Origin of the sequence: Streptomyces sp. HUAS 31, assembly GCF_028198125.1 — a bacterium.
Taxonomy (GTDB): Bacteria; Actinomycetota; Actinomycetes; order Streptomycetales; family Streptomycetaceae; genus Streptomyces; species Streptomyces chartreusis.
The window spans coordinates 5,084,720-5,099,007 of sequence record NZ_CP116353.1 but is presented as its reverse complement, the minus strand read 5'-3'; the positions used below and the strand labels follow the sequence as shown (position 1 = coordinate 5,099,007).

General features: G+C 72.5%; 11 protein-coding genes and 1 pseudogene. 5 read left to right on the top strand and 7 right to left on the bottom strand.

The genetic code is table 11. The annotated features are described in order from the left end of the window. Positions 1-21: 21 nt before the first annotated feature. Together PGH47_RS22690 and PGH47_RS22685 are read right to left on the bottom strand one after the other, a co-directional pair. A complete protein-coding gene (locus PGH47_RS22690) occupies positions 22-789 on the bottom strand; it encodes an aquaporin (protein ID WP_271664970.1) in 768 nt (255 codons plus the stop codon). Between the two features lie 95 nt (positions 790-884). Continuing rightward, positions 885-1,292: an ArsR/SmtB family transcription factor gene (locus tag PGH47_RS22685; RefSeq protein ID WP_271664969.1), complete on the bottom strand. Its 408-nt coding sequence runs from the start codon at positions 1,290-1,292 to the stop codon at positions 885-887. Between the two features lie 107 nt (positions 1,293-1,399). Here PGH47_RS22685 and arsM point away from each other — a divergent pair, with 107 nt between their 5' ends. The 5 genes and pseudogenes from arsM to PGH47_RS22660 all read left to right on the top strand — a co-directional run. Then, a complete protein-coding gene (arsM, locus tag PGH47_RS22680; protein ID WP_271664968.1) occupies positions 1,400-2,293 on the top strand; it encodes an arsenite methyltransferase in 894 nt (297 codons plus the stop codon). Positions 2,294-2,827: 534 nt separating this feature from the next. Further along, positions 2,828-3,994 carry a 4-hydroxybenzoate 3-monooxygenase gene (locus tag PGH47_RS22675; protein ID WP_443048617.1) on the top strand — a complete coding sequence of 389 codons (1,167 nt, stop codon included), beginning with the start codon at positions 2,828-2,830 and terminating at the stop codon, positions 3,992-3,994. A gap of 79 nt (positions 3,995-4,073) precedes the next feature. Continuing rightward, the gene (locus PGH47_RS22670) at positions 4,074-5,771 is read left to right on the top strand and encodes a methyltransferase (RefSeq protein WP_271664966.1); all 1,698 of its coding nucleotides are present in this window, start codon (positions 4,074-4,076) and stop codon (positions 5,769-5,771) included. A 123-nt stretch (positions 5,772-5,894) separates the two neighbouring features. Continuing rightward, on the top strand, positions 5,895-8,027 hold the full coding sequence (locus PGH47_RS22665) for a protein kinase domain-containing protein (protein WP_271664965.1): 2,133 nt from the start codon (positions 5,895-5,897) through the stop codon (positions 8,025-8,027). Positions 8,028-8,068: 41 nt separating this feature from the next. Continuing rightward, positions 8,069-8,398: pseudogene (locus tag PGH47_RS22660) on the top strand (alkene reductase); the annotation flags it as partial. Between the two features lie 25 nt (positions 8,399-8,423). Here the strand turns inward: PGH47_RS22660 and PGH47_RS22655 are convergent. From PGH47_RS22655 to PGH47_RS22635, 5 genes are read right to left on the bottom strand one after another with little or no spacing between them, the layout of a single operon-like run. Beyond that, on the bottom strand, positions 8,424-9,005 hold the full coding sequence (locus PGH47_RS22655) for a hypothetical protein (protein ID WP_333938098.1): 582 nt from the start codon (positions 9,003-9,005) through the stop codon (positions 8,424-8,426). Positions 9,006-9,031: 26 nt separating this feature from the next. Further along, entirely contained in the window at positions 9,032-10,573 is a 1,542-nt protein-coding gene (locus PGH47_RS22650) for an ATP-binding protein (protein WP_443048520.1), read from the bottom strand. After that, on the bottom strand, positions 10,570-11,253 hold the full coding sequence (locus PGH47_RS22645; protein WP_271664963.1) for a response regulator transcription factor: 684 nt from the start codon (positions 11,251-11,253) through the stop codon (positions 10,570-10,572). The genes PGH47_RS22650 and PGH47_RS22645 overlap by 4 nt, the downstream gene beginning before the upstream one ends. 56 nt (positions 11,254-11,309) lie before the next feature. Next, positions 11,310-12,941 carry a murein biosynthesis integral membrane protein MurJ gene (murJ, locus tag PGH47_RS22640; protein WP_443048519.1) on the bottom strand — a complete coding sequence of 544 codons (1,632 nt, stop codon included), beginning with the start codon at positions 12,939-12,941 and terminating at the stop codon, positions 11,310-11,312. Further along, complete coding sequence (locus PGH47_RS22635) at positions 12,938-14,134, bottom strand: lipid II:glycine glycyltransferase FemX (protein ID WP_271664962.1); 1,197 nt, start codon at positions 14,132-14,134, stop codon at positions 12,938-12,940. The genes murJ and PGH47_RS22635 overlap by 4 nt, the downstream gene beginning before the upstream one ends. Positions 14,135-14,288: the final 154 nt, after the last annotated feature.

The following is a 14,288-nucleotide window of genomic DNA, read 5'->3' as shown; positions in this document are numbered from 1 at the left end:
TGAAGTGGGTCAGGGTCGAAGTCAGGGGAGGGTGGGCGCGGGGAGATCGGAGCTGTCGTGAACGGCCTCGGCGTCTGCCTGTGCTGAGGTCCGGGAATCGGCCCGCACTGGAGTCGGGCGGCCGAAGAGAGCCGCCGCGAGCGCCAGTCCGGCTGCGGCGCCCACCACCTGCGCCGCTATGAACGGGGCCGCCGAGCTGGGCGCGATGCCTGCGAATGTGTTCGTGACGGTCCGGCCGATCGTCACCGCCGGGTTCGCGAAAGACGTGGAGGACGTGAACCAGTACGCCGCCCCGATGTACGACGCCACCGCGATCGGGGTGAAGTGGGCGCGGCCCGCGCGGGGCAGGCCGAAGATCAGGAGGACGAGGCCGGCGGTGGCCACCATCTCGCCCAGCAGGAGGTGGCCGGCCGAGCGGTCGTGTGTCGACCACTGCACCAGGGGCTTGCCGAACATGGCGTCGGCCAGCATCGCGCCCGCCACCGCGCCCCCGATCTGGGCGGGGACGTACGCGGCCGCATCACGGGCGGTTGGTCCCTCGCCCGCACGACGGCCGGTGAACCACGCCGCGAGGGTGACGACGGGGTTGAAGTGCGCGCCGGAGACAGGGCCGAGGAGGAGGATGAGCACGCCCAGGCCGAAGACCGTGGCCAGCGAGTTGGCGAGCAGCTGCACGCCGACGTCCTGCGACAACTCGGTGGCCTGGATGCCGGAACCGACCACCACCGCGACGAGCGCCGCCGAACCGACGGCCTCAGCCAAGGCACGGCGGCCCAGGGATGCGGTCACCTCAGGGCCTTCGCGGCCCAGGGATGCGGTCACGTCAGGGTCTTCGCGGCCCAGGGATGCGGTCACATGAGGGTCTTCGCGGCCCTGGGATGCGCTCACCCGAGAGCCTCCGCGGCCCGGAGACCCGCTCGCGCCGGCGCCTCGGCCGCAGTCGGGGTCGTGAGGAACGCCGCGAGCCGGTCGAGAGCGGGCGGCAGGACCCAGTAGTAGACCCACGTGCCCCGCCGCTCGCAGTCGATCAGGCCCGCCTGGCGCAGGAGCTTGAGGTGGTGGGAGATCGTCGGCTGGGAGAGGTCGAAGGCCGGTGTGAGCTCGCAGACGCACACCTCGCCGCCTTCTCCTCGCGAGGCGATCATCGACAGCAGGCGCAGTCGGACCGGGTCGCCCAGGGCCTTGAAGACCTTGGCGAGTTCGGCCGCCCGCTCGTCGTCGAGAGGGGCCTCGGACACTCCGGCGCAGCAGCCGCCGTCCTGGCCGAGCACCTCGAGCTGTTGTTTCGACATTTCTCTATGTTGACATCCTTCGATACAAGGCGCAAGGTTGCATCAACGAACTTCAATACAGGCCGTTCGGGGCGCCACCGTGCCCCGTCTCTCCAAGGAGCGACGCTATGAGCGAGCAGACCACCGACCTGCGTGAAACCGTCCGGCAGCGCTATGCCGCCGCAGCCGTGAAGGTCACCGAGGGCGGCACCGACTGTTGCGGGCCGCAGCCCGTCGAGGTCGACGAGAACTTCGGCTCCACCCTGTACGCCGCCCACGAGCGCGACGCGCTGCCCGCCGAGGCCCTCGCCGCCTCCCTCGGCTGCGGCAACCCGACCGCCGTCGCCGAGCTCCGCGAGGGCGAGCGCGTCCTCGACCTCGGCTCCGGCGGCGGCATCGACGTACTGCTCTCCGCCCGCCGCGTCGGCCCCACCGGCAAGGCGTACGGGCTCGACATGACCGACGAGATGCTCGCCCTCGCCCTGGCCAACGCCGCGCGGGCCGGTGCCACCAACGTGGAGTTCCTCAAGGGCACCATCGAGGCCGTCCCGCTGCCCGCGAGCACCATCGACGTCGTCATCTCCAACTGCGTCATCAACCTGTCCGTGGACAAGGCCGCCGTCTTCGCCGAGACCTTCCGCGTGCTCAAGCCGGGCGGCCGTATCGGCGTTTCCGACGTCGTCGCCGACGACGCCCTCACCTCCGAACAGCGCGCCGAACGCGGCGACTACGTCGGCTGCATCGCCGGCGCGCTGTCCTTCGCCGAGTACCGGGCAGGGCTGGAGGCCGCCGGGTTCACCGGGGTCGAGATCACACCGACCCACCCCGTCGCCGACGGCATGCATTCCGCCATCGTCCGCGCGGTCAAGCCCTCCGTCGAGGATGACCCCGGCGACTCGGCCGCGGCCACGGACGCCTGCTGCGGTGTCACCGCCTGCTGCACGTCGGACGAACGAGCCACCGACCCCTCCACCACGGTGGCGGAGGCCAAGGCCGACTCGGGGTGCGGCTGCCGGAGCTGACCCGGGCTGCCGATGGACGCCCCGGCCGATGGACGGCACACTCCTCGCGGGTACTGAGCCTCTGCAACGTGGTGGCCGGCCCCGGCGCACTGATCCGGTACGCCGGGAACGGCGGCCCGACCGGGCCGCTCACCACGTCGTGGGCGTGGTCGGCGGGATCTACGGCATCGGCGGCGGCTCGACTTCGGGCCCGATCCTGGTCGGCCTGGGCCTGCCCGTCGCCGTGATGGCCCGGCCGCCCTGGGCACCCATCCGCAACCGCGCCTGCCGAGACCGCGCTACGACCCCTGCCGGGAGGGCTCGGCACGGGGGTCGGCCTCCTCTACGCGGTGCAGGTCCTGTCCTGACGCGAACTCGGTTCAGACTCCCGTCCGTTCACGAGTTGCGGCGCTTCCCGCAGCGCGCTCCCCCGCCCTCACGCCCCACCGCACTGCCACGACCCTCCCCGATCAGGTGATTTCGGTACGGTAGGCCACTTGACGCGACCTATTATCCCGTTTCGTGACAGACAGGCAGACCCGGAGTGCATCCGATGTGGTCATCCTCGGGGCCGGACCGGCCGGGCTCGTGCTGGGGAATGTTCTCCAGGACAGTGGGATCGACTGCGTGATCCTGGAGCGGGCCGAGCGCGCGCACATCCAGACGCGGGCGCGCGCCGGGTTCCTGGCCGCCGGCACCGTGCGGATCCTGGAGCGGCACGGGCTCGCCGAGGGGCTGCACCGGCACGGACAGTCGCACAGCACCTGCGAGTTCCGTACCGAGGACGGGCGGTTCCGGCTGGACTACAGCACGCTCGGGCGCGGTGAGCGGCACACCGTCTATCCCCAACAGCTGCTGGTCACCGACCTGTTGACGCGGTTCCTGGCCGCCGGCGGGCAGGTCGAATTCGGTGCCGAGGCCGTGGCCGTCCGTGACGCCGACACCGATCGGCCCTCCGTGACCGTGCGCGAGGCGGACGGGCGGCCCGGCGAGTGGCGGGCACGGTACGTGGCCGGTTGCGACGGGCGGCACGGCGTCGCCCGGCGTTCGCTGCCGGCCGGCTCCGTGCGCCGGCAGCACTGCGACCACGGCGTGACCTGGCTCGGGCTGCTCGCCGAGGCGCCGCCCAGTCTGGACGCCGTCGGGTACGCCGTGCACGAGCGGGGCTTCGCCGGGCACATGGCGCGGACCAGCGAGGTCACCCGCTACTACCTCCAGTGCGAGCGCGGCACGCCGGCCGACGCCTGGTCCGAGGAGCGGATCTGGGACGAACTGGAGCTGCGGATGCGGACAGCCCAGTACGGCCCGCTGCACCGCGGCCGTGTCATGCAGCGAGCCGTCGTAGACCTGGAGTCCGACGTGCTCGAACCGCTGCGGCACGGCTCGCTGTTCCTGGTGGGCGACGCCGCCGGCCTCATCAGCCCGTCCGCGGCGAAGGGCGCCAACCTCGCGGTCCTGGAGGCGTCGATCCTCGCCCGCGCCCTGATCGACGCCCTCGTCCACGACGACTCCGAGGGCCTCGACGCCTACTCGGCGCAGTGTCTGTCGTACATCTGGCGTGCGCAGGAGTTCTCGCACTGGATGATCGGGCTGCTGCACGGCCCGTCCGGCTCCGACGGCACGGCGTCGTTCCACAACTCGCTGCGGCGCTCCCGCATCACTTCGCTGCGTACTTCGCGCAGCCGGCAGGACTGGTTCGCCGAGCACTACGTCGGCGTCTGAGGTCCGGCCCCACTTTCCGCCCGTCCCACTTCTCTCCCCACCCCTGCGTCATCCGCACACCCGAATGAGGATCCCCGCAATGATCACGACGTTGTCGGGCGACACGTCCCGCCTGCTCGCGACGGTCGACTTCGTCAAGGAGCAGGACACCGCCACGCTGCTCCCGCTGCTGCTGCCCGGACTCGACGGTCCGGAGCTGCGGACGCTCGTGGAGCACTGCCGCTTCTCCCATGCCGCGCTGCTCGTCCTTCCGTCGGACGAGGCGGAGTTGGACGCCATGCTCGCCGACTGCGGGCTTCCCGCGGCCCTGCCGGCGCAGCCGAGCGTCGTCGTACGCGGGCGGCTGGCCGAGCGTCATCGGCGACGGGCCGACGAACTGGACGTCCGTATCCTGCGCCCCGCCGTGGCCGGCGCGGACGGGGCGCAGCGCATGGTCGAGGTGTTCGCGCTGACCGTGCCGCCGGGGTCGGACCTGGACTCGATCGCCGCGCACGAGCGGGAGCATCAGCACGAGGCGCACGTCGCCTTCGAGGTGCCGGTGCCCGACCCGCTGGTGCTGCGTGGCTTGTGCGCGACCTTCGCGCGCTACGGGGCCCGCCCGGACGGCGGCGGCTACAACCCGCACGAGAACGGCACGGTCTTCTACTTCGCGGCACCCGACGAGGCCAAGGTCGGTTACCGGCGCGTGGAGTTGTACGTCCCAGGCGACCACCGCGACGTACTCTCCGCCCACCTCGACGAGCATCGCGCACGGCAACCCGCCGAAACGCTCCTTCGCCTGCTGACCGGGGCGTGGACGACGCAGGCGCTGGCCGCGTTCGCGCAGCTGCGGGTGCCCGACGCCCTGGACAGCGAGCGAGGGATCGGCGTCGAGGACCTGGCGCGGGAGGTCGGCGCGAAGCCGCGGAACCTGGCGACCCTGCTGCGTTATCTCGTGATGCTGGGCGCGGTGACGGAGGGCCGCGACGGGTTCCGGCTCACCGCGCCGGGCGCACTGCTGCGCGCGGACGCCCCGGGGTCGATGCGGGCGCTGGCGCTGATGTACGGCGGCCCGTTCTACCAGTCCTTCGCGGGGCTCGGGCACACCGTGCGCACGGGGCAGGTCGCCTTCGAGCACCTCTTCGGCGAGAACCACTTCGACCACTTCGCCCGTGACCCCCGACTCGCGGAACTCTTCGACCAGTCCATGGCGGCCGGGTCCGCCATGTTCGACCCGGTCCCCACCCACCCGGTGCTCACCGCGGCGGCCAAGGCACCCGGCGGGGCCACCGTGGTCGACGTCGCGGGCGGCAACGGGGAACTCCTCGGCCGTGTCCTCGCCGCGCACCCGCGCCTGAACGGGATCCTGCTGGAGCGCCCGCACGCGGTCGAGGCCGCCCGCCACCGGCTGGAGGAGGCCGGCCACGGCACTCGATGCGCCTTCCTGGCCGGTGACTTCGCGGACGTGCCCGCGGGCGGTGACGTCTACGTCCTGTCGCGCGTCCTGCACGACTGGGACGACGAGCGCTGCCGCGAGATCCTGCGCCACTGCGCCCGCGCGATGCCGGGCCACGCCGATCTGCTGGTCGTCGAGCGAGTGCTTCCCTCGGACGGTTCGGTATCGCTGGCCACCGCCTGGGACCTGCACATGATGTGCAACGTCGGCGGGCGCGAACGGCAGGCCGACCACTACGGCAGGCTGTTCGCCGACGCCGGACTCGCCCTGGTGGACCGGGCGCCGCTGCCGCTGGACGGCCATGTGCTGCACGTCAGGAAGGCGGCGCCGGCGTCGGCCTGACCCGAGCGGCGAAGGCGGAGGGACACGGACACCGATGCACGGCAGGTGCCCCTCCGTCTCCGGGACGGCAGGCCCTACGCTGATCCCCGTGAGGCAGGCCGACGCTGGGAAGGATGATCGGCGATGACGCCCCTGAGCACCGGGGACCCGGAGTCCATAGGCGGGTACACCCTGCTCGGCCGGCTCGGGGCGGGCGGCATGGGTGTCGTCTATCTGGGAGTCTCCGCCTCGGGGCGGCAGGTCGCGGTCAAGCTGGTACGCGAGTCGTATGCCCAGGAGGAGGAGTTCCGGACGCGCTTCCGGCAGGAGATCGCCGCCGCGCGCAGAGTGAGCGGCGCGTTCACCGCGCCCGTCGTGGACGCCGATCCGGACGCCGACCGGCCGTGGATGGCGACGCTGTACGTGCCGGGGCCCACCCTCGCCGAGGTCGTCGAGAAGGACGGCCCGCTGAACCTGCGGGAACTGCGCACGCTGGGGCTGGGCCTCACCGAGGCGCTGCGCGACATCCACCGGGCGGGCCTGGTGCACCGGGACCTCAAGCCGGGCAACGTCCTGATGACCGAGGACGGGCCCCGCGTCATCGACTTCGGCATATCCCGGGCCTCCGACAACCAGAGCCTCACCGTGACCGGGCGCATCATCGGCACCCCGCCCTTCATGTCGCCGGAACAGCTGGCCTCCCCGCGCGAGGTCACCCCGGCCTCGGACGTGTTCTCGCTGGGGTCGCTGCTGGTGTTCGCGGCCGTCGGCACGGGGCCGTTCGACTCCGACAGCCCCTACATGACCGGCTATCAGGTCCTGCACGAGCCCCCGGACCTCGACGGGGTACCCGGACCGCTCCTCGCCGTCGTCGAGCGCTGCCTCGACAAGGACCCGTCCGCGCGGCCGGAGTTGGCGGATCTGCACGGCGTGCTCCGGGCGCTGCCGGAATCCGACGCCGTCGCGCCCCCGAGGACCACGGACTCCGCGAAACCCCGTCCCCGGCCCGCCTCTTGGGGCACGGCCACCGCAGCCGCGAGCGCCGCGACCCGCACCGGCAGGGCACGCCGCCCCCGGGTGCTGCTCGCCGCGCTCGCCGTCGCGCTGGCCGTCACGGGGCTGAGCGTCGGTGCGGCTGCATTCGTGTCCGGCGACGACACGACCACCACGGCCGCGTCCCCCGAGCGCCGCGCGTCACTGCCCGACGGCTGGCGGCCGTGGCGCACGGCCCTGCGCCACGACGCGAAGGGTGTCCCGCTCGACTACCAGACCCTCGGCTGCGTGACGGGCGGGAACGCCTTGTTCTGCGGCGGGACGGGCTTCACGGTCGCCAGGATCGACACGGCCTCCGGCCGCACCCTGTGGCGCACCGGGACCCGCCCGCAAGGGGTGCAGCCGATCGGCGTACGCGACGGGCTGGTCTACGTGTACGAGGATCCGGACGACTCGATCAGGCGAGTGGTGGCCCTCGACGCCGAAACCGGGCAGCGGCGGTGGCAACGCGACATCAGCAAGTCCGAGGACGCCATCCTGTACGACGGCGGACTGCTGACCCTGTCTTCCGACCACTCGTCGTTCGTCGCCTACGGGCGGTCCGGCAAGGAGCTGTGGCAGGCGCCGTCGCTGGACGAGTACTGCACCCCGTCGGTGCTCGGAGGCACGCCCTACGCCCTGTGCACTGCCGCCACCGAGCCCGGCCAGGCCCCTGTCGACCTGATGAGACTCGGCCGCGGCAGCCTGACCGAGATCGCCACACTGCCGAAGAAGGCGCAAGCGCTCGGTGCCGTCGACGGGCAGCCCCTGTTCCTCGCCCCCCAGACCGCGAAGGACGTCTATGAATCCGGCTACGAACGGCCGTACAACGCGCTGCTGCGGGTGAACCCTGAAACGGGGCAGATCAGACGCACGCCGCTGGTCCGCCCGCTGACCGGTGCGGCCACCCTCGTGGACGGCGTCGTCCACTTCGTGCGGGCCAACGGTTCGATCACCGCGGTGTCGGCGACCAGCGGCAAGCAGCTCTGGCACAAGTCGACGGACATGGAGAGCCTGTCCGCGCCGGCGTTCTCGGAGACCTACGAACGGGTCTACTTCTCCAACCGCTTCGGCCGTCTGCTGGCCCTGGACGCCCGTACCGGGGCGGAGGTCTGGCGCACATCCGCGCTGGACGATCCCGGGGACAAGGCGCAGGGCACTCCGCCTGGAGTCCTGCTCGTCAAGGACGCGATCGTGGCCACGGCCGGCGACACGGCTTTCTCCCGTAGCCCTGACGCGCCCTGACGCGCCCTGACGCGCACCCTGACACCGCCGGCATCGCTCAGGCCCTGGTCGACGCACTCGCCCCGCTGGGCCTCGTCCATCTGCACCAGATGGAGGCACCCGAGGTGCGCGACCTGATGGTGCGGCTGCGCAAGGCGTGGCCGGGGACCTTCATCCGCAACCCCTTCACCGGCATGGAGCCCACCGGACCCGATGCGCTCGCCCTCGTCGAGGACGGCACCGCCGATCTGATCGCCTACGGCGGCCTCTTCCTCGCCAACCCCGATCTGCCCGCCCGGCTGGGCGCCGGCGGCCCCTTCAACACCCCTGACCGCGCGACCTCCTTCGGCGGCGACCACCGCGGTTACACCGACTACCCCGCTCTCGGCTGAGACCGGGCATGCACGCGGGTGCCCGTCATTCGGCGGGCGCCCGCACCTCGGGTGCCGTCTCGGCGTCGGGGTCCAGTCCGCAGGTGCCGGATCTCGATGTTCCGTCCTGGCCCGTCAGTTCCACCACGATGTCGCCGTCGGCTTCCTCTCCGTAGGCGATCGTGCAGGTCAGCTGGCGGACGGCCGTGCTGTCCAGGGGCGCCAGGGCGAAGGGGAGGCCGGCTTTGATTCTGTCGTCCCGGGAGCGGTCGAGTTCGATGGTCGTGCCGCGGCGGGGGGTGGGGAGGGTGCTGGTCAGGCCGGCGGCTCTGTCCTCGGTCCGGGGGCCGCTGAGGAGGGCCAGGACCACCTTCTCCGTCGGGATCGGGTCCTCCCCGGCGTCTCCGGAGCCCGACTCGGAGTAGCCGTCGCCGAACTCGGTGGAGGACTCGACCGTTCGGATCACGGGCGCCAGGCCCCCGCCGGAGGCGCGGAAGAAGAGCAGCATGTCGGTCTCGCGGTTGAGGAACGCCTGGAAGCTGGCCGGGCCGCCCGCCTCGATGACGTCGGTCCCCCGGATTCCGCAGGCCCCGAGCATCGGTACGGCCACCGCGGCGGCAACGGCCACCGCAAACCGGCGCGTCCGGCCACGCCTCATCCCCCGGCCCCCTCCGCGTGCAGCGGTATCTCCACGGTGAAGACGGCACCGCCCCCGGGCAGGTTCCCGGCGCGGATCGTTCCGCCGTGCAGCTTCACGTTCTCCAGCGTGATCGCCAGGCCCAGGCCGCTGCCGGCCGAGCGGGTGCGGGCCGCGTCGGCCTTGTAGAAGCGGTCGAAGATGTGCGGGAGGGATTCGGGGCGGATGCCGGGGCCGCTGTCCATGACCTCGGTGATCAGCACGGGCGCGCCCTCGGCGCGGGTCTCGGTGCGCAGCCGTATCACCACGGGTGCGCCGCCGTGCCGCAGCGCGTTGCCCACCAGGTTGGCGATGACGACGTCGAAGCGGCGGGGGTCGAGGCGGGCGCGGATGCCGTCGGGGAGTTCGGTGCGCAGGCGCGCGTCGGTCCAGTGGCGGTTGTCGAGGGTCTTGCGGATGGTCTCGGCCACGTCGACCTCGTCGGCGTTCAGTTCGGCGGCGCGGGCGTCGAAGCGGGAGATCTCCATCAGGTCCTCGACGAGTACGGCGAGCTTCCCGGTCTCGGCGCTGACCAGGCGGACCGCCCGTGCGGTGTCCGTGTCCAGGTCGTCCGCGTCCTCGTCTAGGACCTCGGTCACGGCGAGCATTCCGGCGAGCGGCGTGCGCAGTTCGTGGGAGACGTCGGAGGCGAAGCGGCGCGCTCTGGCCTCGGCCTCGCGCAGTTCACGTACGGATTGCTCCAGTTGGGCCGCCGATTCGTTGAAGGTGCGGGCGAGGTCGGCGAGTTCGTCGCTGCCGCGCACCCGGATGCGGGTGTCGAGCTTGCCGCTGCCCATGCTGCGGGCCGCCTGGCGCAGTTCCCGCACCGGGCGCAGTACGCTGCGCGCGGCGATCAGGCCGGGGATCAGCGCGACGGCGAGGCCGGGGAGGGCGCCGTCCCGGGCGGCCATGAGGAGGGCGTCGACGTTGACCTGTTCGTCGGTCATCCGCATGACGGCGTAGAGGACGAGTCCGCTGGGCAGCTCGCTGTCCGGGCCCGTCTTGAAGACCATGGGCATGGCGATGGTCAGGTAGGGGACGCCGTCCTTGACGACCCGCTCGAAGGCGCCGTGCGGGTTGGCCCGCGCGGCGCGGCGCAGTTCGGGGGTGATGACCGTGGAGACGCGGTTCTCGCCCGAGGAGGCGCGGACCGAGCCGTACTCGGCGAACACCACCCAGGGGTGCGGCTTGGCCTTGCGGGCGACGTCGCGCAGGACTTCCTGGAGGCCGCCGCCCGTCTCCCGCACGGGCAGCCCGAACCCCGTCTGCTGCACCTGCTCACGGAACGACGCGACCGCCGTGTCCTGGGCGGTCTTCAGCACCGCGTTGCGCGCCTCGCGGTAGGTCAGCGCGGCCGTCGTGCCGGCGCTGACGGCGGCGACCAGCAGGAAGGCCAGCAGGAGGCGGGTGCGCAGGCCGAACGCCCGGAACGCGGACCGCTCGCCTGCGGTCGTACCGCCCCGTCGCTCGCGGGCGGTCGTACCGCCCCGTCCTCGGCCGGACCGGGGACCGCGGATCACAGCGGTCCGAAGCGGTAGCCGAAGCCCCGCAGCGTCTGGACGTAGCGGGGGCTGCCGGCCTCGTCCTCGATCTTGCCGCGCAGGCGGGCGACGCAGGCGTCCACCAGCCGGGCGTCGGCGTGGTAGCTGTGGTCCCACACGTGCTCCAGCAGTTGCTGCCTGCTGAACACCTGCTCGGGGGCGGCGGACAGGTGCAGCAGGAGCTTGAGTTCCGAGGGGGCCAGCGCGAGCGGGCGCCCGGCCTTGGCGACGGTCAGTCCCACCCGGTCGACGGTGAGCTCGCCGTGGACCTCGATGGCGGCGCGGCCCTGGCCGCCGTCGTCCAGGCGGCGCAGCACGGCACGGATCCGGGCCTCGATCACCTCGGTGCGGGCGGGCTTGACGATGTAGTCGTCGGCACCGGCCTCCAGGCCGATGACCACGTCGAAGTCGTCGCCGCGCGCGGTGAGCATGATGATCGGCAGCTGGCTGTGCTCGCGGACCTGACGGCAGACCTGTACGCCGTTCATCCCGGGCAGCATCAGGTCCAGCAGCAGCAGATCGGGGCGGAACTCGGCCATCGCGGCGAGGCCGGCCTCGCCGGTCGCGGCCGCCCGTACCTCGTGGCCGCGGCGGCGCAGACCGAGTTCGACCCCCTCGCGTACGGAAGGGTCGTCCTCGATGAGGAGCACGCGGGACATCGGCGGTTCTCCCTCGGTGAAGGTAAGGGGCGCGTACGGGTCAGTGGTGGTGCTGGTCAGGTACGGGTGCGGGTCAGCTTGCGGCGGGCGCCGGCGAGCAGCGCGTCGAGTTCGGCGAGCCGCAGCGGACGGGCCAGCAGGGCGAAGGTGAGGACGACGGCGGTCGCGCCGGCAACGATGGAGACCACCGGCCCCGCCGCCGCGGTTCCCAGCGCCGCGAGGCAACCCAGCGCGGTGGCGGGCACCGCGGCCACCAGCAGCCTCGCGTGGGCGCCCGCGGCGGACGTCCGCAGGGGCCGTACGACGCCGAGCCGGCGGCTCAGCACCCGGCCGGTCAGCGCCCAGCCCGCGCACAGCGCCAGTGAGTACGCCGCCGCCATGCCCGTCACCGCCCAGCGGGCCGGCAGCAGATGAGCGGCGGCCAGGGACAGTCCCGCGTTGACGGTGACGATCACGAGGTTGAGCAGGAACGGCGTACGGGTGTCGGACAGCGCGTAGAAGGCGCGGGAGAGGACGTACTGGCCGGACAGGGCCACGAGTCCCGGCGCGAAGGCCATCAGAATGCCGGCCATGGCGGCCGTGTCGGCGGCGCTGGTCCGGCCGTATCCGAAGGCGAGGGCCATCATCGGCCGGGCGAGGGCGAACAGCGCGCAGGCGGCGGGTACGACGGCACAGGCGCTGACGCGCAGGGCGTGCGAGACGTCGCGTCGCACGGCGGCGGTGTCCCCGTCGGCGGCGGCCGCACTCATCCGGGGCATCAGCGCGGTCACCACGGAGACGGTGATGATGCCGTGCGGTACGACCCACAGGGCATAGGCGTTGTTGTACGCGCCGTAGCCGGGGCCGCCGTCGAGGCCCGCGGTCGTGGCCAGCCGGGTGGTGACCCAGTAGGCGCCCTGGTTGGCCAGGACCAGCAGCACCAGCCAGCCGGCCGAGCGCAGCGGGCGGGTCAGTCCGCTGCCGCGCCAGTCGAAGCGGGGCCGCCAGCGGAAACGGGCGGCGCGCAGCGCGGGGACCAGGGCGAGGGCCTGGGCGGCGATTCCGGCGGTGGTGCCCCAGCCGAGCACGGCGGTCTCGGTCGCGGTGAGGGTGTCGCCGCCGCCCATGGCCAGCGCCAGGTAGAGGCCGAACACGGCCATGACGACGAGGTTGTTGAGGACCGGCGCCCACATCATGGCGCCGAACCTGCCGCGGGCGTTGAGCACCTGCCCCAGCAGCGTGAACAGTCCGAGGAAGAAGATCTGGGGCAGGCAGTAGCGGGCGAACGCGGTGGTCATGGCCGCCTGTTCGCCGGTGTAGTCGGTGTACGCGTCGATGATCGCCGGTGCCGCCCACACGGCGGTCGCGGTGATCGCCAGCAGTGCGACGACGCAGACGGTGACGAGCCGGTCGGTGTACGCGACGCCCCCGTCGTCGTGCTCCTTGGCGGCCTTGACCAGCTCGGGGACGAAGACGGCGTTCATCGCGCCGCCGAGGAGCAGCATGTAGACGATGGTGGGCAGGGCGTTGCCGACCGCGTAGCCGTCGGGGACCGGCCCGATGGTGCCGATCGCCGCCGCGACGACGGCGGAGCGGGCGAATCCGGTCGCGCGGGAGACGAGGGAGCCGGCGGCCATGACGGCGCTGCCGCGGGCGGTGGAGGTCTTGGTCTTCGTCTTCGTACCCGCCGGCATCGTGGTCTGCCTCATCGGCGGTTCAGGTACGCCTGGAAGGCGCGGTAAAGCGTGTGGTTGGCGCTGCCGCCCAACGGTTTCTCCCATTCCCCCAGCGTCTCGACGACCTGTCCCCCGGTGCCGAGCTTCCAGCGCAGCAGTCCGTACGCACGTTCGTCAGGATCGAGAGTGGAGGGTACCCCGCGCATGTCGTAGACGTCGGCGCCGAGCGCGTGGGCGTCCAGCAGCATCCGCCACTGAAGGGCGTTGGAGGGCCGGACCTCGCGGCGGTGGTCGGCCGAGGCGCCCGTCTGGTACCAGGCACGGCGGCCCACCGTGATCAGCGTGTGGGCGGCCAGGATCTCGCCCCGGTGACGGGCGAGGTACAGCTTCATGCGGCCCGGCTCCTCTGCGTTGAGCGCCGCGTACTGACGCTCGTAGTAGGCGAGTGAGCGGCCGAGCCGGAAGCCGTCGCGCCGCTCGGTGATGCCGAGCAGCCGGTAGAACTCGGGGAGTTCGGCCGCGCTGCCCACCACGATCTCCACGCCCTCCTTCTGGGCCCGGCGGACATTGCGGCGCCACTCCTGGTTGAGCCCGGACCACAGGTCCTCGGTGGTGCGTCCGGCGAGCGGCACGTGGAAGACGTGCCGGGGCTGGGCGTCGCCGTCCTCGCCGGTGCCGTCTCCGCCGCAGCGGCGCCAGTCCCGGGCGCGCAGCCGTTCGGCCACGGCGGTGCCGAGCGGGTCGACCTCGCTGGCGAGGACGTCGCCGAGGCGCCGGCCGGGGCCGGTGAGGGACTTCAGCCGGGCGGCGTCCCAGCGCCGGTAGGCCGGGGACGGGCCGATGCGTACGGCGAAGGCGCCCGCGCCGCGCAGGTGTTCCAGGAGCGGGTCGAGCCAGCCGTCGAGGTCGGGGTCGCTCCAGTCGGCGACGGGGCCTTCGGGGAGGTAGGCGAAGTACTTGCGGGTGCCGGGGAACTGGCGAAGCAACACCAGTGCGACGCCCGTGAGTTGCCCGGCCTCCGGGTCGGGTCCCCAGCCGATCAGCCGGGCGCGCCAGCCCTCCTTCACGTCGGCCCAGGAGGGGCACTGGAGGAATCCGGCGCCGAGTGCCGCGCCGGCGGGGGTCGCGAGGAAGGCACGGTAGGTCTCCGCGGTGACGGTGCGCAGAGCGAAGCCCGGCTGCGGGGCGGGGCGTGAGCGGCTGGGCGGAACGAGCAGCGCTGACACGGTCTGAGCCTCTCCTTCTCCCCGGGCCTGTCGCGGGGACACTCAGGAGATTCACAGCGGCCCATGACCGCTGCGTCCGGCGAATGTGACCGGACCATGACCGTTCCTCACCAGTCGCCGTCACATAGCCCTATGGCGGCTGACCTCGGGTTTT